The organism is Leptolyngbya sp. FACHB-1624, assembly GCF_047649235.1.
Taxonomy (GTDB): Bacteria; Cyanobacteriota; Cyanobacteriia; order Leptolyngbyales; family Leptolyngbyaceae; genus Leptolyngbya; species Leptolyngbya boryana.
This window is the reverse complement of sequence record NZ_CP180258.1, coordinates 4,473,012-4,495,230: the sequence shown is the minus strand read 5'-3', so window position 1 is coordinate 4,495,230 and position 22,219 is coordinate 4,473,012. Positions and strand designations below refer to the sequence as shown.

Sequence of the window (22,219 nt, the reverse complement as noted above, 5' to 3'; positions counted from 1 at the left end):
ACAGCTTGTAAAACTTATCAAATGCTACTAAAACTTGAGAATATTGTCATTTATATTTTCTTGTTTTGAGAAGTTTTAGCTGGTTCATCGGCGGGCATGAGGTTGCCGAAGGTCATCGCGTCCAGTTGGTTGAGCATCTTCAGGGTTTGGGTACGGCGAGCGCTCGAATCGAGGGGTTGATTTTTCAGCCACGCGATCGCATTGGGTTTGCCCTGCTGAGTTGCCATTCTCAGTGCGCCCCACATCTGTACTTCGGATCGCGACGGATTAAATTGAAGCGCTGCATTAATTCGCTTTTGAACGCGTCCGGGATCGTATTTGAGCACATCTAGCACTTCAGGATGATCGATCGAGGATTTTTCCATCACCTGAGCGGCTCTTTCCCAGCGTCCATCCAGCAAGTTTGCTAGGATTTGCTGGCTGACATTTGCCCAAGGTTGATCGGCTTGAGTTTTGGTAATTTTCGCATGTCGATCGATCAAATCCATCTGAGCTTGAGCCGCAGGAGTCCAGGCTGACCCGACTCGACGTTTGACCGATTTCAAGTATTCCGAGGCATTTGACCACAATCCGCTGCGTGCGAGAAAGAGTGCATCGGTGAACGCTCCATTGGCGATCGCAGGTTGGCTGAGCGAAATTGGCTGGAGTTGAAAGGGGATATTTTTACGTTTGACTGATCTCAGTTGATACACCTGAAAATCGGGTTCCAATCCTACAGTTTGATTCACCACAAATTCAGCGGGTCGCCCCTTCGGGACAGCTTGCCAAGTGGGGAGTTCGCCATCCGGGCTTGTCCAAGACAGCATCGCGCTCATTGCCGTGGTTATCGGGTTGTAGTAGATAACTTGACCATATGCGATCGAGCTATCCCCCTGTTGAAGTTTGCCATTGACATTTAGCCAAATGCCGTTCTGGGGGGCACGATCCTCAAGGCGCTGCACGTTGGTAAACGGCAATTCGCGATCGGAACTAGGATTCATCGCCCGTGCGCGCACCAGTGGCTCGGTGACAAAATCTTCTCGCATCTCGCGCACTTCGATTTGATTGACGAATTGTAGTGCTTCTGGCTTGCGGGCAGTGGAATTTTTGACAAGGCGGTAAGCCCGAAGTTCGACTAAGCGATCGTCTTGATCCGCTTGTCCTGGTCGAAAAACAGGCATGAGTATATCGATTTGTTTTGGTTTGCCTTGCTTGACAGTTTCGACTCGAACGACCTCGCCTGCATATAATCCTGCTTTTCGCAGATCGGCTTGAACTTCTTTTAGAGATTTTGGATCGTCCCACGCGCTGATGGGGATTTGCGCATCATCGGGCAAATAGCGATTCATCCATGCAACCGATTTTGGATCCATGATGAATTCTGTACTCAGCCAAATGCTGGTGACAACGCATCCTGCTGCGCTGGCGATCGCTAAAAATGAGCCGACCGATTTCCAAGGAACTGCCCCGATTTTTTTCATAGCTTCTTAAAACTGATGCGTTGTAAAAAACTGCCCTTCTTTGAATGGTATATGCGTCTCTGAGTTTGCGCGCGATTTCCTTTCTAAGAGGATGCTCTAAAGATTCTTGCCTTAGGTCTGATCTGCCCTGAAATAGAATTTTGGGTCAAAATCACCCCGTAAGCCCAGAATCTTTTGATCTGTTTAGAATCTCCTCTAAGACTTGTAAATATTGATGTCCGGCGCGTTCCCAGGTGTACTCGGTTTCAATGAGCGATCGTGCATTTTCTGAAAGTTGCGATCGTAACGCTGCATCGTCAAATAACCGGGAAATTGCGGTGACATATTCAGGGGTCGTATTGGCGTGTAATGCGCGCATTGGATGGCTAAACTGCAATCCTTCTAGCCCTCGATCACTTGATACGATCGGTGTTCCGGCTGCCATTGCTTCTAATGTTTTATTTTTGATTCCGTATCCGGTTCGCATCGGAATCACACAGACTGTTGCACAGTGTAAATGTTCAGCGATCGATTCGACCCGTCCAGTGACAAATGCTCGATCTTGCAGTTGCAAAACTTCTGAAGTTGGTCGTGCGCCAACCAGAGACAAGGTGGTATCTGGATATTTTGCTTGTACTTGCGGCAGGATTTCCAACGTGAGATATTTTGCTGCATCAATATTGGCTAAGTTATCCATCGCACCAATAAAGATCAGGTGATGTCCGCCTGGATCGGCTGTGCGATAAGGAAATTCGGTAAAATCAACGCCATTCGGAATGACACGGATTGCAGCGTTTGGATGAAAACTTTGAAGCTGGGTGCGATCGTCTTCGGTCGTAACGACAATGTGTGAGAATTTGCTGCAAAAGCGTTTCTCATAGCGTTTGAGCAAGGGTAGATTGATGCGATCGCGCAGTTCATGCTCAGAAGTCCCGGTTTGCAATTGATTGCGACAAGAACCATAGACTGAACTGTGCACATTGACGACTGCTTTATGCCGAAATTCAGGACGGATGTAAGCTTCGTTGACGCTGTGTTCGCAGGTGATGACATCAAACTTATCAATGTGTTGATCAATCCAGGCTTGCATCGCAGGGGAATAGTTCGATCGCACACTAGGCGGCGTGCCTTCCATGAGAAAATTCGCGAATCGTTGCAGTTTATTTGAGCGATCGGTAGGTTTGTCAAAAACAACTAATTCACTGACATGTTCTCGCAGTGCAGCAATGTCCGCATCGCTCACATCAGCACTTCGTTGAGTGAGAACGGTAACGGAATGAAAGTGATGGAGATATCTCAGTAAATGGAAAGTTCGTACCTGAGTTCCGCCTTTGGTGGGGGGATAGGGGAACGTGGTCGAGAGCATGAGGATGTTCATGGGGCAAATGAAACGATCGCGACTTTCTCGGTATGCCCAAAAGTTGCGATCGGGCTTCTAGGTGGATTTGCGAAGAATGCAGGGGAATATTTGAGCATTCAGTGGGAAACCCTGTGCCCAACACAAAGCATGAGTATCGAGTGATCCAAAAGGGTCGATACAGAGCGAGGCACGTCCAAAAAAATGGTAGCCGTAGAAATTTCTGATCAATAATCTCAAATCCTTGCTGCTTGGGAACGCTAGAGAACGTGTTCTTCTAGAAATCGTCTGTATTAACTTGATTTTTTGAAGGGCAGGTTGCATACCGCGTGCAGTTTTGCCAAATCATTTTTGGATCAATTGCGCTTTGAAGTGTCTCTCTAGGCTCCGGCAATGAACTCTAAACCCTGTCTCACGCAGAACTTATCTACATCTTGCACGAACTCCAGCCCTTTAGAGCGCGGCTTTTTACAAATGTCTAGCTGTCAACTCCGCAGATTTTTCTGGATCGCGATCGCGTTGACCTCAATAAGCTGTAGCAAGATCACGCCATCTAATTCACGAGTTGCCTCACCCCAATCCTCAGAGCCAGTCGCTCTAAAAATCATCGTGCAGCCGGCTCAAGATCGGTCTGAGCAAGAGCGTATGATCCCCCCTCTTAAAGCTCATCTAGAAAAAGTGCTGGGTCAGCCTGTTGATTTCATGGTTGCCAAAGACTACGAAGATAGCATCAATGTACTCGTGGCAGGGCAAGTGAATGCAGCTTATATGGGGGGAGCATCCTACTTTGAAGCACTAGAGCGAGGGGCAAAAGTTACGCCACTGGTGGCACCGATTGATCGATATACCCTGCGCCCTTGGTATCGTGCCTGTATCTTAGTCCCTGCAAAAAGCTCAATCAAAACTCTCGCCGACCTTAAGAACAAACGAGTTGCGTTTGTGAATCGCTCCTCGACATCAGGATATCTCAAGCCTCTAGCTGCATTGAGAGAACTAGGCATTCAACCAGAACGCGATCTTGCAGCCGTGATTTTTGGAGACACGCATGATCGGACTGCCGCCATGTTAGGTAAAGCAGCAGATGCGATCGCGACAAACTTAGCAACTTACACTCGATGGAAGCAGCAGGGCAAACTATCCGAACAAGCAGTCAGAATCATTTGGCAGTCTGATCCATTTCCGCATTCGCCTGTGTTGATTTCTGAAACTCTTCCCCCTGAGCTAGTCGAGAAGCTGAAAGAGGCATTTCTTACGACTCCTGAAGGCATTCAAGACCTGATGGGGGCTGAAACAATAGGTTATACCCTGGTCGAAGCAGAAGACTATGAAGCCGTTCAAGACCTGCGGCAGGAACTCAATCTGACAAAGGAGCCATAACCGATGAGAATTGCGACCAAATTTGTAGGGATCTCGGTGGCGCTAGTCGGTGCGATCACGCTGGTTTCTGGAGGGAGTACGCTCTGGCGCAACTATATCGAATCTACTACGCTCGAAAAATACACACAAGCCAAACGGCGAATTGAACTGACGACACGAGTAAAAAATCAGCTTTCTGGCGAGATCTTGATGATTAAAGACCATGTCTTATTTCGCAATCTCGATTTGGAAAAAGAAAGCGAAGAAGATGTTGATCTCGATGTCCTGCTAGAAGAACTAAAATCTCTATCTCCCACGGCAGATGTTCAAGCGATCTACCAGCGATCGGCAATTTTTGAAGAACTCGAAGAAAACTTAATTGAAGCAATTCGGCAAGAAGCGGCTCAAGCTTCTCAAGCCACGATCACTGAGCTTCGGCATGATTTTCGAGCAATCAACGGCTTCGGGCGCGATATTAACTTCTTCTTAGAAAGACTGGAGCAGCAAGCCGAGCAGCAAGCCGAGCAAGCTCAACAAGAGTTAGAGCAAGTCCGACAGATCAGTACTCTCTTCTCTTATGTCACAATTTTACTGCTGATTTTGATGGTTTTTGGCATGTTTTGGCGGATTTTACGCCCCACGATTCGATCGCTTAAACACCTTCAGCAAGGAGCTGCAGAAATTGGGGCAGGAAACTTAGCTTATCAACTAACCATTCGCAGCAATGATGAAATTGAGCAAGTCGCCCAAGCTTTTAATCAAATGGCTGAGAATCTCAGTCAAGCTCAAGCCACCTTACAGCAGAATCTTACTGATCTCCAAGTCGCGAAAGAATCTGCCGAAGCAGCAAACCGTATCAAGAGCGAATTTCTCGCGAATATGAATCACGAATTGCGAACTCCGCTCAATGGGATTCTAGGTTATGCTCAAATTCTCCAGCGCGATCCTACTACAACAGAGAAGCAGCACAAAGGCTTAGGTGTCATTCATCAGTGTGGCTCTCATCTGCTGACTTTGATCAATGACATTCTCGATCTGTCTAAACTAGAAGCTCAAAAGATGGATCTCTACCCTCAAGACTTCCATTTCGCGAACTTCTTGAGCACAACAGTCGATATCTGCCGGATCAAAGCCGAGCAAAAAGGAGTAATTTTCGACTACCAGCCCGATGAAAATTTGCCTGTAGCGCTCCATGCAGATGACAAACGCCTGCGCCAAGTCTTGCTCAATTTACTCAGCAATGCTGTCAAATTTACGGACTTTGGCAAGGTCAGCTTTACCGTGAGTGTCTTGCCTGTCACTTCTCAACCCCCTAACTATCAATCCACTGCTAAAATCCACCGCATCCGTTTCCAGATTACAGACTCTGGTCTCGGCATTGCGCCCGAGAAACTGAAATCAATTTTTCTGCCGTTTGAGCAAGCAGGAAAGCGCGATCGCAATCATGAAGGAACAGGTTTAGGACTCGCAATCAGTCAGCAAATTGTTGAAATGATGGGAAGTACAATTCAAGTCAGAAGTACTCTCGGCAAAGGAAGTAGCTTTTGGTTTGAAGTTCATATTCCTGCGGCAAATGACTGGCTGGCTGAATCTCCAACGCAGCGAAATGTGATTGGTTACCAAGGAGAGCGTCGTAAAATTCTAGTCGTTGAAGATCGGGCGGAAAATCGCACCATCATTGCAGAAATGCTAACACCTTTGGGCTTCAACGTTATAGAAGCGGAGAATGGTCAAATTGGACTCAATCTTGCCTTAAAGATTCGCCCCGACCTGATCATTACCGATATGATCATGGCAGAAATGACTGGGATAGAGATGACTCGTCGCCTCCGTCAACTCCCTGATTTTGCAGATACTCCGATCATTGCCTCACCTGCTAGCTTATCTGAAGTTGATGTCCAAGCCGCAAGCGAGGCAGGCTGTAATGGATTTTTCCCAAAACCGATCGAATTTACTGGATTGCTGGGTGAATTAGAACGATATCTATCTGTGCAATGGATCTATGAAACCCCTGAAGAGAAAGAGGCAACTTCAGTTACAGTTGTAGATCCGCCTAGCTGGGTTGTTCCTCCCGCATCGGAACTGCAGCGTCTTTATCAGGCTGCCCAAGATGGTTTTATGGCAGACATTCAGAAAGAAGCAGCCCGTCTCAAACAACTCGATCCGCAATATACGCTCTTTGCAAACAAACTCTTAGATCTGAGCCAAGCTTTTGATGATGAGGCAATTCTAAATCTGCTTGATCCTTATCTCTAACGAAATTCTCGCGATTCGATGATGTGTACCTTTTATTGCTCGATGTTAGGAGTTGTCTGATGCCTGTTGAAACGAGTCCAATCGGAACCATCTTAGTCGTAGATGATAATCCGACGAATATTCAAGTTTTGTTCGATGTGCTCAGCGAGATTGGCTACCGAGTTGCGATTGCCAAAAGCGGAGATGCGGCATTGCAACGTCTCCAGTCTTTTCGTCCTGATCTGATTCTGCTCGATGTGATGATGCCAGGAATAGATGGCTTTGAAACCTGCCAGCGTCTCAAAGCAAATTCTGCCACTCTCGATATTCCTGTGATTTTCATGACGGCTCTTTCTGACACAGTGGATAAAGTGAGAGGACTGCGTTTAGGCGCAGTAGATTACCTGACGAAACCGATTCAACATGAAGAAGTTTTGGCTCGCATTCAAGTTCATCTACAACTGAGCAACGCCCAAAAGAACCTAGCACGACAAACGCGCGAACTTTCTCAAACATTAGAAAACCTGCAACAAGCTCAGCTTCAGTTGGTACAGAGCGAAAAGATGTCTACCTTGGGTCAACTTGTGGCTGGAGTTGCTCACGAGCTGAACAATCCAATCAACTTCATTGCCGCGAATCTAGAGCCTGCTCAAGCCTATGTGCGAGACCTAACCGCACTCATTGATCTGTACCAAGAATGCTATCCAGAGCCTGATCCTAGAATTCAAGCATGGATAGAAGAGATAGATGTCGCTTATGTAAAAGAGGATTTGCTCAAACTCATTGCTTCGATGAAACTGGGAAGCGATCGCATTCACGATCTCGCTCTATCGCTCAGAAACTTCTCTCGTTTAGATACGACCGCGCTCACCACAGTGGATATCCATGAAGGCATTGAGAGTACGCTTGTAATTTTGCAGCATCGCCTGAAAGCAGGCTCTCACCTTCCTGCCATTCAGATTGTTAGAGACTATCAGCAGCCCTGTCTAGTAGAATGCTATCCGAGCCAACTGAATCAGGTATTTATGAACTTACTCGGTAACGCGATCGACGCGCTAGAAGCAAGCGCTCACTCGGCTCCAGTCATCACGATTCGTACCTCTGTCTATGAAGGGCAAGCCAACATTACGATCTCGGATAACGGCAGTGGCATCCCCGAAGACATTCGCGCGAAGCTTTTTGAGCCTTTCTTCACGACAAAAGCGATCGGCAAAGGCACAGGACTCGGACTCTCGATCAGCCATCAAATTGTGGCTGAAAAGCATCACGGTAAACTGGATTGCCACTCGACTCTGGGACAAGGCACTGAATTTGTGATTCAGCTTCCAGTACGCCAGCCCATCAGTTAATAAACCGAAAGGAAGAGGGTAAAAACTGCCCCTTTATCCAACTTGACAACGCTGATAATTGGGTCTACGTTTCTATCTTGCTCTACGTCCGGGCGTTTGGCGGTAGCCAGCCCTAGAATTTAAATAGTTTCAGGGGCTGACTCTAACCTCGTTGTGCCTCTTCTCGTGCCGAACGCAAAAGGCTAAAACGTGAAAGTTGTCCGAATGGTGCCGATGATCAAATCTTGATTGCGCTGATCGTGATTGGGTGCCGTTAGCCAAATCAGACCGGGTGTAATTGCTAAATGGTCAGTGATTTGATGCTGATAGAAGGCTTCAAGATGCAGAGAAGTATTACGATCTCGTTCGACTCCAGTTGCGGCTGTAATTGCAGAATCAATCCGGGTCAGCTTCGGCTCCATGCCAATGACCAAACCTGCAAAATTGCCTTTCTTGCCCAAATCTGGAAACCCTAGCGTAACTGCCCAGTTCCAAATATTTGCATCGCCTAGCTCTAGGACTCTCGCACCTGTATACCCAACCCATCCATTCACAATAAAGCTTGTACTAGGTCTAAAAGAAGCTTGAAGTCCAAACGAATTCGTCACAGTCGGTCTTCCGGTTGCAGTGAAAAGATTTGCGTTCAAACTGCCAGCGCTGCCTTCTGTGGTGTAGTCGGTATTGTAGGCATGAATGTAAGTTATCCCAAATGCCCAAGCTTCAGAAGGTTCGATCGTCAATTGTGCGATCGCTCCATAAGCCCCATCAAACAATCCATTTCCCCCCGTAGGCGTATCTGCGTCACTCGCCAAATAACCAACGCTCAATTCGAGCGTATCATTGAGTTTGTGAGTGATTCCGGCTCCGGTTCCTTCTAGCAAATAATAGATCGGGTTGCGAGTGCCAAACTGAGAGATCGAACCACGACCACCATCCCCATCAAAGAAGGGATTGATCGATTCTGCAAATTCTTCTGATTCTCCATCATTGGCAGAAACGAATACCGTTGTGCGATCGCTCACAGGAAACTGGTAAGACAGTGCATTGAGTTCGATCTCGCTACCCTCTTGCTCTTGAAATCCAGGTGCAAAAGAAAGCTCTCCTTCGGGTGTTCCTGTCAAATTCGAGATGGCACTTACATTAAAAGCTTGTAAGCGAACTCTGAGCAAGTCTTTCCCCGTGAAGCTTGTGTCAAAGTTCAATCGCGTGCGATGCGAGAGAGTGGGGTTGCGATCAACTGTTTGACCGTTGAGATCCGACCCGCCGAACACATTCGTCAGTGCAATGATCGATTCACCAGTTAGCTTAGTTGTTGTCGAAAATTGCTGTTTCTCAAGCTGGCTAGTTCGAGCTTCCAATGCATCAACTCGACCTCGTAAGCTGTCTAACTCTGCACCAAATTGCTCTTGGAGCTTTTGCAGCATGGCGAGATCTTCTTTTTTGACCAAATCAGCCGTTGCAGCCGAAATCAGCTCATTGACGCGATCGAGACAAGCATTTAACCCGGCAGCAAATTCGTAACGAGTCAGCGCCCGATTGCCTCGAAAGGTACGATCGGGATAGCCTGCAATACAGCCATAGCGCTCTACGAGAGACTGTAATGCCTGAAATGCCCAATCCGTGGGCTGCACATCAGAAAGCTGTGATACTGAAGTTACTTGTGATATCTCAGCGATCGGAGTTGCTTTTGCTGGTGGTACAGCAATTAGACTGATCGCAGTAAGAGCGAAGGAACTCAATAATGTAACGCGGCTCAACATGGTAACTCTCCTCACAGTTTTGCTTCCGTAAAATGCTTAAGTAAAATACGTAGATTGATCAATCGGAATTTAGATAATTGAGTCTATGTCTTGTTCTGATTTAGACTGATAAGCGAAGTGTGCCCCTATGCTTCTCATCGATCACTTTAGGGCCAAACGACCATCGTTCCGGGGAAAACACACAGCAGAACGATCGTAATAACCTGGCTAAGCTTGTTTGATTAGAGATGCATGATTATGAAATTACTTCTGATTTTTAGTCTCATACTTCAAAAGCCATAGATGACAGAAGCTTAGGAAAAGTGATGGATTTGTGATCAAGTGGGCTGCATAACTCGATCGAGCAAAGCGTAAAAGAGAGTGGATGCCAGACCTAACGTGATCAACTCATGGAGGCAAGACAATGAAACTGCGATGGAAAACACTCTTTGTACAAGTTGCAATTTGGGCAGTCTCAGAAGTTGCGCTGACCTGTGTTGGAATTGATGACTTAGCTGACTACAGTGAATTTATTCTCGATCGCAAACAAGCCTTCATCGAAGCCATCTCAAAATCTACTCCCTTCGCAACTGCTCCTTTTCCTTTCTGTCCTAAAGTTTCTGTTCTGATCGCTTGACTGAGTAAAACCGTGAAACGTTTCGACACAAAGTCAGGAGTTTTAATGGTTTACGGTTCGCAAGATTGAAATGATTAATCCAGGCTAGATTGGGCAGATGTAGCCGCTATGAGAGCTAGGTTATCTGTAGTTCACCTATCAGTGTCGATCCTTACTTCTACTTCTAGTAGGACAGCATTTGAGTTTGTAACGTTCTACATGCAAGAATTCAAAAATTGCCTCATTTCGTTAGAATCTATCGAGAGGAATAAATCTAGGTTATACCTTTAGGGGGCGGAAACTTCTCGAAGTTCTTATCTAAAAGTCATTCTCCAGGCAGACAGAGATTCGGATATTCTTCCTCTAAACTGCTTTACATCAGATAGATCAATCAGCATTTTGAAATAACTTATTTTCTGAGGTCTACCCCTGTTTGTTGAATTTTTTGGAGATCAAGCGATGCCATCAATCCGTGTTGTTTTAGTAGAAGATCATGATCTGACTCGGTTTGGAGTCCGGGCAATGCTGCGCGAGCATGGCAACATTGAACTGGTTGGAGAAGCGCGAGATGCAAAATCGGGGCTAAAAGTAATTCAAGAGACTCATCCGGATGTCGCGATCGTCGATATCGGTCTGCCGGATATGAATGGAGTCGAACTGACGCAGCAGGTGAGAGCGATGCAAGCTGAAGCAGGTGTTTCTCCAACAAAAGTTTTGATCATGACGATGCAAGATGATCAAGAAGTTGTATTAGCAGCATTCGCAGCAGGTGCAGATTCTTACTGCATGAAGGATATTAGTGGTGATCGTTTAAGCGAAGCGGTGGCATTAACGGCAGAGGGACATGGATGGATTGATCCAGCGATCGCGAAGATTGTGCTGAAACAAGTCCAGACAAACAGCCCAACTTCAGCCCCGGCTTCAACCGTGACGATCAATCGATTGTCTGAAGAAGAAAGCCAAAGCATCTCGACTTATCCCATCACAGCTCGCGAACTTGATGTTTTGACTTTGATTGTAGATGGACGCAGTAATGCAGAAATCGCAGAGCGGCTCTACATTACCGTTGGAACCGTCAAGACTCATGTTCGCAATATTCTCAACAAGCTGTGTGTGAGCGATCGAACTCAGATTGCAGTTCGAGCATTACGTGCAGGATTAGTTCAGTAATTATAGGAGTCGATTGAAGCTCTGAGATTGGAGCAGTGCAATGGAGACTGAGCAAATCGCATCACGCTTAGGGACAAGATACTATCGCTGATTCTATTTCTCTCTGAGATTTACTCTTCCCCCAAAGGATAGATCTGCTCCCCCATCAGACAATGCTAAATTGACCTCATCTTAAAGAAAACGCGGAAGCGAACTTAACCATTCTCTTTTAGCGATATGCCTAACCAATCCAACGGATACTCATTGTCTTTTGGATCTATATGAAACTAAACCCTTGAAAGCCCTGAGCGATTTTGCTGAGGGCTTTCAAGGGTTTGAAAGTAGATTTCAAAGTGGAGCGGATGAATGTGTATCAGTGATCACTTTTAATCTCCCCGCTTAACACAAATTATGAAGAACATTGAGCACAAAGTGCAACTCTAGAGCACCCGCTGTAAGCTGGATTTCAAAGCCACCTGACAAACCTGTAGAACCAAAACTTTTGGTCGCTACGATAATGGATTTAATTAGGTTGAGAAGGTAAACGAGGATGCGGAGATCGCGCTTGCTAGGAGCCTTAAGACGCTGGTTTTTCTCCAGCCACCACTTCCATCAACGGGTAGCACGGGCTGCTAGTCATATCACGATGTCAGTTGCCTGTCTCGTCCTCCTAGGCTGGAGCTTTGATATTCCGGTTTTGAAAGAATTCTTTCCCGGTATGAGCACGATGAAGGCAAATACCGCGATCGGGCTGCTCTTGGCTGGATTATCCCTCGGACTCCAAACTCGACAACGCTACAATTTGCGAACGATTCGAGCCGCGCAAGGCTGTGCGATCGTCGCTACCATCATTGCTTTTCTGACCCTCTGTCAGTATAGCTTCGGGTGGGATCTTGGTATTGATCAACTGCTCTTTCACGCACGACCCGATGCTGCTGAAACGTTATATCCGGGTCGGATGGGGGTGAATACAGCGATCGATCTCGCTCTGATCGGAATCGCACTTTGGCTATTGAGTCAGCCTGCCCAGATGACGGAGGAGCGCGGCAAAATAAATCGCTTGATTGTTGCTCAACTCCTTGCGATCGCGGTCGGTTTGATGTCCCTACAAGCTGTGATTGGGTATGCCTATCAGGTGCAAGTCTTTTATCAATCCCCAAGGTTGACGACCGGAATGGCGCTGCATACTGCACTTACCTTTGGCATTTTAACGATCGGAATGCTGGCACTCAAAAGCGAACAAGGAGTGATGCGATCGCTCACCAGTCCGCTCGTCGGGGGCGTTGTCGCACGACGGTTTATTCCGACTGCAATTGTGATTCTGGTCATCCTAGGCTGGCTAATTTTGCAGGGGCAAAAGGCAGGATGGTATGACTCAAATTTTGCGGTGTCGCTGATGGTGATGACGCTCATTGCTGCATCGTTGGGACTGGTGGGGCGAAATGCTGATACCCTCAACCGAATGGATCGCGATCGCAGACGATCGTTCGATCAGTTACGTTCGAGTGAAGAACGGCTGCAGCTGGCACAAATGGTGACGGAAACGGGCACTTGGGAGTGGAATGTTCAGACAGGGAAAATCGTTTGGTCACACCCTTGCTATCCTCTCTTTGGCGTTTCATCGACGGAGACAGATTTGCTGACAGCGTTTATGTCAAAAGTTCATGCCGAGGATCTGCCGACTATCCAAGCCGTTGTGCAGCAGCGAACGACACTGAATGCTGTTGAACTTGAGTACCGCTATCACCATCCAGAACGAGGATTGCGCTGGATGTTTAGCCGAGCCAGAGCCGCTTCTGATAATCCTGCACTGCTGCGCGGCATTTCGTTGGATATCACCGATCGTAAACAGGAGCAGCTAGAACGCGCCCAAACTCAGGAAACGATTTGCCGACAACTCGCCGAAATTGAGGCGATCTACGATACGGCTCCGGTTGGGCTAGGTCTTTTTGATCGAGATTTGCGCTTTGCTCGGATCAATCAACGCTTAGCCGAAATTAATGGATTGTCGATCGCAGATCATCTCGGTCGGACAGTTCGAGAGATTGTCCCCGATCTTGCAGATGAAGCAGAACCATTACTCCGCCGGGTGCTAGAGACGGGCGAACCATTGCTGAATCTAGAGATTATGGGTGAAACGGCTGCTCAACCTGGCGTTCAGCGAACCTGGCTCGAAGATTTGTATCCACTCCGAGATGCAGCAGGACGACCGATCGGCATCAATGTGGTAGTTCAAGAAATCACGCAGCGCAAGCAAGCAGAGATTGCGCTGCGTGACAAAGAGCAGCAGTTAGAGCAACTCAGCAACTCAATGCCGCAGTTTGTCTGGATATGCGGTGCTCACGGAGAACTTGAATATGTGAATCAGCAATGGTGCGACTATTCAGGATTGAGCCAAGAACAAAGTCATGATCAGACTCTCATTGTTAGCCATTATCATCCAGACGACCAAGCCTCTGCCTCCGCTCAATGGGAAACAGCGCTAGCAACACAGCAACTCTTTGAGTTTGAAGGACGATTACGATCGACAGAAGGCATGTATCGCTGGTTTTTAATGCGGGCAGTGCCCGTTTTCGATGATCGTCAACAATTGCAGCGATGGTATGGCACTTCGACCGATATCCACGATCGCAAACTGGCTGAACTCAACGATACCTTCCTCAATCATCTCGATGCTCAGTTGCGGCAGTGCTCTGAGCCAGAAGCGATGATGTGGGAAATTGTGAGTTGTTTAGGTCATTATCTCAACGTCGATCGCTGCCTGTTACATAGCGTTGATTTAGAAGCGGGAATCACGACGATTCGGCAAGATTGGCGGCAAGCAGATCTCGAAAGTATCGCAGGCGTTTATTCACTGTCGGAGTACATTCCGCCAGAGATTATTCAGTGCTATCAAGCGGGTCAGTCCCTTGTCGTTGACAATGTGGAAACGCACAGCAGCACGGTGCCCATTGCTCATCATTTGCTTGAGCGGCAGATTCGGGCTTTGATTGGAGTTCCCTGTATTGAGTCTGGGCGTTGGGTCGCATCGCTGACGGTGCATTCCCGCGCGATTCGAGAGTGGCGATCGGATGAGGTCAGACTCTTGCAATCTGTGGGAGCACGTTTTTGGGCTTTGATTCGGCAAACGCAAGCCATGCAAGCTCTGCGAGAAAGCGAAGCTCGATTTCGCACCTTGGCAGATAACATTGCTCAACTCGCCTGGATTGCAGACGCGAGTGGTTCAGTTTTTTGGTACAACCAGCGCTGGTTTGAGTACACCGGGATTACGCTCGAAGAAATGCAGGACGGGGGGCGACAGGTTGTGCAACATCCCGATCACATCGAGCGGGTGACTCAGCGATTTCGCCACGCAATTAAAACGGGTGAAGTCTGGGAAGATACGTTTCCGTTGCGGGGTCAGGATGGACAATACCGATGGTTTCTCTCTAGAGCCATTCCGATTCGAGATGAGCAAGGCAATATCTTGCGTTGGTTTGGTACCAATACAGACATCACCGATCGTAAACAGCTCGAAGATGTTTTAGCGGCGCAAACTGAAGAACTCATGCGCACCAATCGGCTCAAAGATGAATTCCTGGCTGCGCTGTCTCACGAACTCAGAACGCCACTGACTCCAATTTTGGGATGGACGCGGCTGATGCAAGATCACAAGCTCAACCCTGCGAAAACGGCTGAAGCACTCGACATTATTCAACGTAGCGTCAAACAGCAAATTGCTTTAGTCGATGATCTCCTCGATGTCTCTAGTGTGATTCAAGGCAAACTGCATCTGAAATTACAGCCATTAGATTTAGCAAATGTCGTGGCTCATGCGATCGAGACGGTGCAGTTTACCGCTCAAGCCAAACGCATCGAAATTGAAGTGGATAACACTGCGGCGTTGCCTGTGCTTGGAGACGGTGATCGCTTACAGCAAGTCTTCTGGAATCTGCTCAACAACGCTCTGAAGTTCACGCCCGAAGACGGACGCATCAAAGTCGAGTCATCGATTTTCATTCATCGAAATGGGATTCGTTCTGTTCAAGTTCGCGTCATTGATACGGGAATTGGGATCGCGCCTGAGTTTTTGCCGCATGTGTTTGACCATTTTCGACAAGCAGATAGTAGTTCATCCCGCCGATTTGGTGGGTTAGGATTGGGGCTGTCGATCGTCCGGCATTTGGTGGAACTGCACGGTGGCACAGTCAGTGTCGAAAGCCCTGGAATCGGACAAGGCACAACTTTTATGGTGCGATTTCCATACCACACGAACTGTTTGCAGCGCAGCGCACCAAATGATCTAGCGGATCTTGCCCCGATGCCTCTTAACGCATCTCCAGCGATCGCGCCTGTTATTTCAGCGCCAGCCGAAGTCCTCGCTTCAGAAGTTCAACCGAGTGCTAATCTCACAATCACTTTAAAGGGACTGCATATTCTGGTCGTGGATGACGATCAAGACAATCTAGAACTATTGCGCTTTTTGCTGGAAGAATATGGTGCGATCGTGACTGCTCAACTTTCAGCGATCGATGCGCTCGACTTCCTCTGCCAAAAACAACCCGACCTGATTATCAGTGATATTGGGATGCCTCAAGTGGATGGTTTTGAATTTATTCGCCGCGTGAGATCGCTGCCACAAGCCAGAGAAATTCCCGCCCTAGCACTCACGGCATATGCTCAGATAGAAGACGAGGCGCAAGCGATTTCATCCGGTTTCCAGGGGTTCATTACGAAGCCAATTGATCCGCTGGAATTACTCTCAAAGCTGATCCGCTTGCTCAAGCCTTAACTCTCGTGAAAATATTGCTCAGAATGAGCTAGCTCATAGAAACTTTTCTCAGCCTGCGGCATAGTAATAGTCAACCGCATTCATGTTGCGGAGTGGGACATAGAGGAATGGGGGGAGCCTAGACTCGGATTGCTCCGTATTTCACCACTTCTCCACTTCCCTATCAGATTGATTGTAATGAACGAGTAGAGGAACATAGATCATGGTGACAACTTCAACCCATTCTCCATCCTTTAGCACTCAACTCAAAGAGTGGATTGATTACAGCAAACCCGGTGTGACTCGAAAAACGATTGTCAAAGATACCCAACCCGCGATCGCGCTCTTGTGTTTGACAGCAGGAACAGAACTAGCTGAGCATACGGCTCCGCGCACAGTTTCGCTGGTGGTGATTGAAGGGCGGGGCACATTTACCCTAGAAGGACGCGAAATCGTCATGGAGCCTGGGGTGTTGATTCACATGTTGCCGAATACCCGTCATGCAGTGCGAGCCGAAGAAAATCTGGCATTTTTGCACCTATAGCTCAACTTCGCCATGAGCAATACTGTGTAAGGCTTGTTGATTGAGAATGGTAATTTTTCCGCCTCGACGGTAGGAGACAATCCCCTGCATCTGCTTAAATAACCGAACGCATTCTTCGTAAGTAATGCCAATTCTTCGAGCCATGTGATAGTGAGATTGCAGATTAACCTCAGTTTCCTGTGTAAGATTCATCTGCTGCTCGGTGGCAGCGTCTTGAATCAATCGAGCCAGCCGCACGATCGCTCGTTCAGACACTAAACCATGCACCGTTTCGTGGAGTTGTTGTAGACGTTGATTAAAAACTGCCATCATACTGAGGGCAATCTCTGGAGTCATCTGAATTGCTTTGAGTAAGGTTTCGCGTTTCACCGTTAGCACTTGCACTGAGCTTTCTGCAATCACCGTTGCAGGTGCAATAGCGTTACCGAACAGGGCAGGAGCCGCAAAAAACTCTCCAGTACTCAAAATCCGCAGTAGAGTTTCTTTCCCGGTCGTTGCTGTCTTTACAACTCGCAATTTGCCTTCTATCAGCGCATACAGGGTAGCAGAGAGACGATCGTTCTCCTGCATAATCATTTCACCAGCTTGATAATGCTGCACGTTTGCATCCGGTAGCAATTGAGCAGCTTGTTCTGGGTTGAGATGTGCAAATATCGCAACCTTGGCAAGTTGCTCGATCGTGGCTTTCATCGGCGAATATTCAGAGCTTGCAGCAGTTTGTCAGAATGAGCATAGCGCAATCGTTTCACATAGGAGATGATCCAGTGTCACTGTCATCTAACTTAACTTCGCCTCGATCGTCTTCGCAACAATGGTATCGTCCGACTTTTTCTCCAGAGCATGGAGTCTATGTTGTCTTGTTCGTCTCTTTTCTGACGGGCGCAGCCGCCGCACAAGCTTGGACAAACGAAACAACTTTGGCTCTCGTCTGTGCTTTTTGTGGATTTCAGGCAGAGCATCCTTGGGCGATGCAAATTAGACAGCGCAAGAGTTTGAAATTGCGCTTCTGTCTCTGGGGAAGTATTTACACGATCGCTGCAATGACGATCGCGGTTTCACTTTTGCTCAATTATTCGATGCTGCTCTGGATTTATCTGGGTGCGATCGCTGCCTTTTTTATTGACGCGATTTCAGTCTGGCAGCGAGAACAAAAATCAATCTTCAACGAAGTGATCACCTTTGCGGCAGTGTGTTTATCGGCTCCGTTTGCCCTAATTGCTACGACTGGGACTCTTTCGATGACAGGCATAGGATTATGGCTCCTGAATACCCTGTTCTTTGCTGGCACAATTTTTACGGTTAAGTTTCGCAAGTCGAAAACACCGACAATTGTTCCAAGTAGTTTGTATTATGCGATCGCGACTGGAATCGTGCTTGGGCTGTGGGGGTTAGGTTGGCTTGCTCCGCTGACATCTGCGGCATTTGTGATTGCTTTATGCAAATTTGCGATCGTGCTGGCTCAGCAAGATTGGTATCGCACTGCTCGAATTCAATCTATTGCTACACTTGAAACCATCACATCTCTTCTATTTTTGCTGATGACATCCCTCTCGCTACTCCCTGCTCACTTGGGATAGTCGGCGCAATCGTTCCGTAAGAGAGACGCTATTTGCATCAAAGCTCCTTTTCCCGATGGATTGAGGATGCTGAGACGCGCCTTAATCTAGTAAGCATATTCCCTCAAAATGAGGTCCTCGCGCTGCTAGAGAACTTATGATATTTTCCCCGCTGCATCACACTGCTCATCTTAATTTGACGAAGCTCTTTCAGCGGGCTTCTGGGCTGAGTAGTGCGATCGTGCTCCTCATCGCTGTGCTTGTCTTACTAGGTTGGCAACTGCATCGCCCTTTGTTGACAGGAAGCTTTGCAAACGATCTTGCCCCTATGAGTATCAAAAGCGCGATCGCATTTATTGCAGCGGCGATATCTCTCGGATGCTTGCACTGGCGTTCTAAAGCTTCGCCTGCCCGTTGGATCTCGCCAGTACTGGCGATCGCTGTGATTCTGCTTGGTTTTTTGAGCTTCAGTGAAGCTGGATTGACCTGGCAGCTTGATCATATGGCGTTCTTTTTTCATCTTCAGGCATGGAGTGCACCTTATCCGATCGCGCTGAGTACTGGGCTGAACTTTGTCTTGATTGGAAATGCTCTTTTGTTATCTAGCCGACCTGAGCGAGGATTTCATCGCTTAGCTCAAGCGCTCACGCTGATCACCGCTCTCATTGCTGTCAATGCGTTACTCAACAATGTGCATCCGATTGGGTTGCCGCCTGCTCATCCTGTTTCGACGATGGCACTGGCAACCGCATTTACGTTTTTAGTGTTGAGTGCAGGAATTCAGGCGTTGCACTTAGATGAAGCAGTAATGCGGGTGATGCAGATTAGTGATGGGTCGAGTGAAGGCATGGTGTGCCAACTGCTGCTCGCCGCGATCGCGCTCTCGGTACTTGAAGCATTCGTGACCTTGTGGGGACAACCTCAAGCGCCAGGAGATACTCTGTTTCATTTGTCATTTCTGACGATTAAAACTGCCTTAATCTTTACGCTGCTCGTTGGCTGGAGCGTTTCACTGCTTACTCGTATTCGTCAAGATTATCAGCAGGCGGAAGCCGTGGTTGAAGATCATGAAACCTGGGTAGAGCTTGCACAGGAAGCGGCTCACTTGGGGCGATGGAATTGGGATATTGCACAGAATCAACTGCAATGTTGTGAGTACCAAAAGCAGCTATTTGGCATTGCCTCTGAGAGCTTTGAGGAAACTTATGAAGCATTTCTACGCTGTATTCATCCCGACGATCGAGCTTTGGTGCAGCACCATCTGAATGATGCGATCGAGACGCAACAAGACTACTACGACGAGTTTCGAGTCGTCTGGGGCGATCAAAGTGTGCATTGGATTGCGTCTAAGGGACGCTGTTTCTACACAGCAAAAGAGCGATCTGTCCGCATCAGTGGCGTGAGTTTTGAGATTACAGAACATCGGCAACTGCAAGAGGAGCGAGATCGCTTATTTCGCTTAGAACAAACTGCCCGTGTCCGCGCAGAATCTGCCAATCGCATGAAAGATGAATTTCTCGCGATTTTGTCACACGAAATTCGCACCCCGCTCAATTCTGTACTCGGCTGGATTCACTTATTGCGATCGCGATCGCTCAAGCCTGATACGGTTGCGCAAGGCATTGATGCCCTCGAACGGAATGCCGAAGCCCAAGCCCAAATCCTTGAAGATCTACTGGATATGGCGCGACTGGCGCAAGGTCGGCTCCAGTTACAGCTTTCTCCAACTCGGTTAGCAAGCGTGATTGAAACAGTAATTCGCACGATTCGCCCGGCAGCCCAAGCGAAACGAATTCACATTCACACGGATTTTGATCCCCAAATCGATCAAGTCCTCTGCGACCCAAATCGAATGCGGCAGATTGTATGGAATCTGATCTCGAATGCCGTGAAATTCACGCCTGCTGAAGGGAGGGTAAACGTGACCTTAACCCGAGTGGATGACGGTATTCAAATTCAAGTCAGCGATACGGGTCAAGGCATTCATCCTGAGTTTCTGCCGTATGTTTTTGATCGATTTCGGCAGGAAGATAGTACACTCACGCGCAGTTATGGCGGTTTGGGATTGGGGTTAGCATTAGTTCGCTATCTCGTTGAACTGCATGGAGGAACAGTTGAAGCAGCAAGTCTAGGAGTCAATCAAGGGGCAACATTCACGGTGAAATTGCCTCTTAGAGACGGCATGAATCAGGGAGATTACGATCGAGATGAGGGTTGATGTGTCAGATCTTGCAAGTTGGGGCTGTGATATGAACTGTGTCATCCCAAATTGATTTGTAGCATTGACCAATTGATTCGGTCTCAGGAGCAATGCTTCAAAGATCAAAAATTGATCGAATCCGTTTGCGAATCTGTTCAAACGTTGTTTCTTCTTTCGTTTCTTCTACGACCGCGACTCCTAAACTTCTGAGCGATTCTTGTCGCTGAGACAGCGCTTCAGCAATTTGGTCGGCTAACGTGCGATGCTGTCTCAATAAGCTATGTAGATTATCATGATCGACAACAAATAGAATCGTATCTTCGATCGTGCGGAGTGTAGCAGTCCGCGGCGTGCCGAGCAATAAAGACATCTCTCCAATAAATTCACCTGCTCGGCGAACAGCAACTTGCTGATCGATCGATTCGACGACCACTTCAACTGCACCGGACAGAATGAGATAAAATGCATCGCCTGGATCAGATTCGCGCGCAATGACCTGACCTGCTGCTAGCTTCTGACGATACCCTTTTTCAATCACCTGGCGAAGTTCTACGTCTGAACAGTTCTGAAAATAGCTCACTTTTTTGAGCAAATCTCGCAAAAGCCACCCGCCAATCGGTTGGTCAGACGTTGTAATTTCTGGAACTGAGCCATTTTGATGCGTTTGATTGAGGAGTTGCACCAAAATTGGCAAATGGTTGAACACGATATCAGTTGGCGCTGCTTTCGTATCAATTCCGCGATCGCGAAACTCAGCTTCAATTAAAAATCGCAGTGCGCTCTGAACTGACTCCATCTCAATCGGTCGCTCGATCCAAACGAGCAGTTCAAACCGTAACATCGAATTCTCAGCATCTAACCCCTTAAAGTACACTTCGGGTAGAGGCGAGCTTAAAACGCGCGATTCTTGACGCGATGCTGCAAGTAGAGCTTCCATCACTGCTAAAGAATCGCTTTCATCCACAACAGACACGGGCAGAACAATGCGACATTCTGAGCTGCGATAGCTCCAGTTCACGACGTTATTGTCCAAAAATCGGCTATTCGGCACAATCACATATACCCCATTAATTGTCCGAATCGTGGTGCTGCGAATCGAAATTTCTTCGACAATGCCAGCTAAGTGATCGACTTCAATGTAGTCGCCAACTTTAACAGGTTGCTCAAGCAGAAGGGTAATGCCACTGACAAAGTTACTTGTTAGGTTTTGCAAGCCGAGTCCGAACCCAACCCCGATCGCACCTGCAAACACCGTCAGCGAACTCAGATTAATGCCTGTCGTTTCAATAACAATAAAAAAACCAATAATCGTGATCACATAACTCACGATCGTAGACAGCGATTCTCGGGTTCCAATATTTAAGCCAAATCCTGGAAAGACTCGCTGTTTTAGAAGCTGTTTAATTAAATTAGAAATGACCAGCACCAGAATCACTTGGACAAGTAATTCGATAACCGATCCCATCGAGAACTGCTTTCCCCCAAAAGTAAATAAATGAGTTGAGAAAAAGCTAGAAAACTCCTCAGGCAAGCCTTGCATGACGATTCTGTTGAGAAGTTCCTGAAATTCCATAAAGATTAGAGGGCTGCAGTACTGTACTTCAAAGAGAATAAATCATCTCTGCAAATGAAATGTTACCGTCTTGGGGATGAATTGTGGTCGGTTCATCTTTCTGAGAGTATTTAACGTGAATTCGGGATAAGAGTTTTTGCCCCTGTGTCGATGCGAATTCCATTCGCCAGCCACCCAAACGTTAACCCGAACTGAGGTTATTTACAGTCAGGATTACATCATTATGTTGTTCGGAAAAATTGTGTTCTAACTTCAGAGGGTTACGTCTATTTCAATTGTCCTTTAAGCTCAGCACTATCTGAATCTACTACTTTAAGTAGCCGAATCCTATTATGTTCATGCCCCTCGACTTTTTACTACGTTTTTTGTCTAATTTG

Annotated in this window: 15 protein-coding genes; 10 read left to right on the top strand and 5 right to left on the bottom strand. The window is 47.4% G+C overall.

Annotated elements, in window-relative coordinates:
* Positions 1-50: 50 nt before the first annotated feature.
* Positions 51-1,460 carry a hypothetical protein gene (locus ACMUEV_RS21275; protein ID WP_190647747.1) on the bottom strand — a complete coding sequence of 470 codons (1,410 nt, stop codon included), beginning with the start codon at positions 1,458-1,460 and terminating at the stop codon, positions 51-53.
* Positions 1,461-1,611: 151 nt separating this feature from the next.
* On the bottom strand, positions 1,612-2,805 hold the full coding sequence (locus tag ACMUEV_RS21270) for a glycosyltransferase family 4 protein (RefSeq protein ID WP_199329243.1): 1,194 nt from the start codon (positions 2,803-2,805) through the stop codon (positions 1,612-1,614).
* Between ACMUEV_RS21270 and ACMUEV_RS21265 the strand changes: the two genes are divergently transcribed.
* The 4 genes from ACMUEV_RS21265 to ACMUEV_RS21250 all read left to right on the top strand — a co-directional run bounded on the left by ACMUEV_RS21265 (position 2,743) and on the right by ACMUEV_RS21250 (position 7,736).
* Positions 2,743-2,961, top strand: coding sequence for a hypothetical protein (locus tag ACMUEV_RS21265; RefSeq protein ID WP_190647805.1), 219 nt, complete (start codon positions 2,743-2,745; stop codon positions 2,959-2,961). The genes ACMUEV_RS21270 and ACMUEV_RS21265 overlap by 63 nt on opposite strands.
* A gap of 228 nt (positions 2,962-3,189) precedes the next feature.
* Positions 3,190-4,173: a phosphate/phosphite/phosphonate ABC transporter substrate-binding protein gene (locus tag ACMUEV_RS21260; RefSeq protein WP_199329235.1), complete on the top strand. Its 984-nt coding sequence runs from the start codon at positions 3,190-3,192 to the stop codon at positions 4,171-4,173.
* A 3-nt stretch (positions 4,174-4,176) separates the two neighbouring features.
* Positions 4,177-6,408 (top strand): ATP-binding protein, encoded by a 2,232-nt coding sequence (locus ACMUEV_RS21255; protein ID WP_190647752.1) that lies wholly within the window; start codon positions 4,177-4,179, stop codon positions 6,406-6,408.
* A gap of 59 nt (positions 6,409-6,467) precedes the next feature.
* Positions 6,468-7,736, top strand: coding sequence for a sensor histidine kinase (locus ACMUEV_RS21250; protein ID WP_190647754.1), 1,269 nt, complete (start codon positions 6,468-6,470; stop codon positions 7,734-7,736).
* A gap of 182 nt (positions 7,737-7,918) precedes the next feature.
* Here ACMUEV_RS21250 and ACMUEV_RS21245 read toward each other — a convergent pair whose 3' ends face one another.
* The gene (locus ACMUEV_RS21245; RefSeq protein ID WP_190647756.1) at positions 7,919-9,475 is read right to left on the bottom strand and encodes an iron uptake porin; all 1,557 of its coding nucleotides are present in this window, start codon (positions 9,473-9,475) and stop codon (positions 7,919-7,921) included.
* Between the two features lie 403 nt (positions 9,476-9,878).
* Here ACMUEV_RS21245 and ACMUEV_RS21240 point away from each other — a divergent pair, with 403 nt between their 5' ends.
* The 4 genes from ACMUEV_RS21240 to ACMUEV_RS21225 all read left to right on the top strand — a co-directional run bounded on the left by ACMUEV_RS21240 (position 9,879) and on the right by ACMUEV_RS21225 (position 16,513).
* Positions 9,879-10,091, top strand: coding sequence for a hypothetical protein (locus ACMUEV_RS21240; protein WP_190647758.1), 213 nt, complete (start codon positions 9,879-9,881; stop codon positions 10,089-10,091).
* A gap of 438 nt (positions 10,092-10,529) precedes the next feature.
* A complete protein-coding gene (locus ACMUEV_RS21235; RefSeq protein WP_190647760.1) occupies positions 10,530-11,240 on the top strand; it encodes a response regulator in 711 nt (236 codons plus the stop codon).
* 529 nt (positions 11,241-11,769) lie between these two features.
* Positions 11,770-15,990 (top strand): PAS domain-containing protein, encoded by a 4,221-nt coding sequence (locus ACMUEV_RS21230; RefSeq protein ID WP_190647763.1) that lies wholly within the window; start codon positions 11,770-11,772, stop codon positions 15,988-15,990.
* A 202-nt stretch (positions 15,991-16,192) separates the two neighbouring features.
* The gene (locus ACMUEV_RS21225; RefSeq protein ID WP_017287243.1) at positions 16,193-16,513 is read left to right on the top strand and encodes a cupin domain-containing protein; all 321 of its coding nucleotides are present in this window, start codon (positions 16,193-16,195) and stop codon (positions 16,511-16,513) included.
* Here the strand turns inward: ACMUEV_RS21225 and ACMUEV_RS21220 are convergent.
* Positions 16,508-17,203 (bottom strand): Crp/Fnr family transcriptional regulator, encoded by a 696-nt coding sequence (locus tag ACMUEV_RS21220; protein ID WP_190647765.1) that lies wholly within the window; start codon positions 17,201-17,203, stop codon positions 16,508-16,510. The two genes, ACMUEV_RS21225 and ACMUEV_RS21220, sit on opposite strands and share 6 nt — an antisense overlap.
* A 74-nt stretch (positions 17,204-17,277) precedes the next feature.
* Here ACMUEV_RS21220 and ACMUEV_RS21215 point away from each other — a divergent pair, with 74 nt between their 5' ends.
* A complete protein-coding gene (locus ACMUEV_RS21215) occupies positions 17,278-18,090 on the top strand; it encodes a YwiC-like family protein (RefSeq protein WP_415354679.1) in 813 nt (270 codons plus the stop codon).
* A 136-nt stretch (positions 18,091-18,226) separates the two neighbouring features.
* Positions 18,227-20,287: a sensor histidine kinase gene (locus ACMUEV_RS21210; protein ID WP_190647769.1), complete on the top strand. Its 2,061-nt coding sequence runs from the start codon at positions 18,227-18,229 to the stop codon at positions 20,285-20,287.
* A gap of 97 nt (positions 20,288-20,384) precedes the next feature.
* Here ACMUEV_RS21210 and ACMUEV_RS21205 read toward each other — a convergent pair whose 3' ends face one another.
* Positions 20,385-21,842: a mechanosensitive ion channel domain-containing protein gene (locus ACMUEV_RS21205; protein ID WP_017287247.1), complete on the bottom strand. Its 1,458-nt coding sequence runs from the start codon at positions 21,840-21,842 to the stop codon at positions 20,385-20,387.
* Positions 21,843-22,219: the final 377 nt, after the last annotated feature.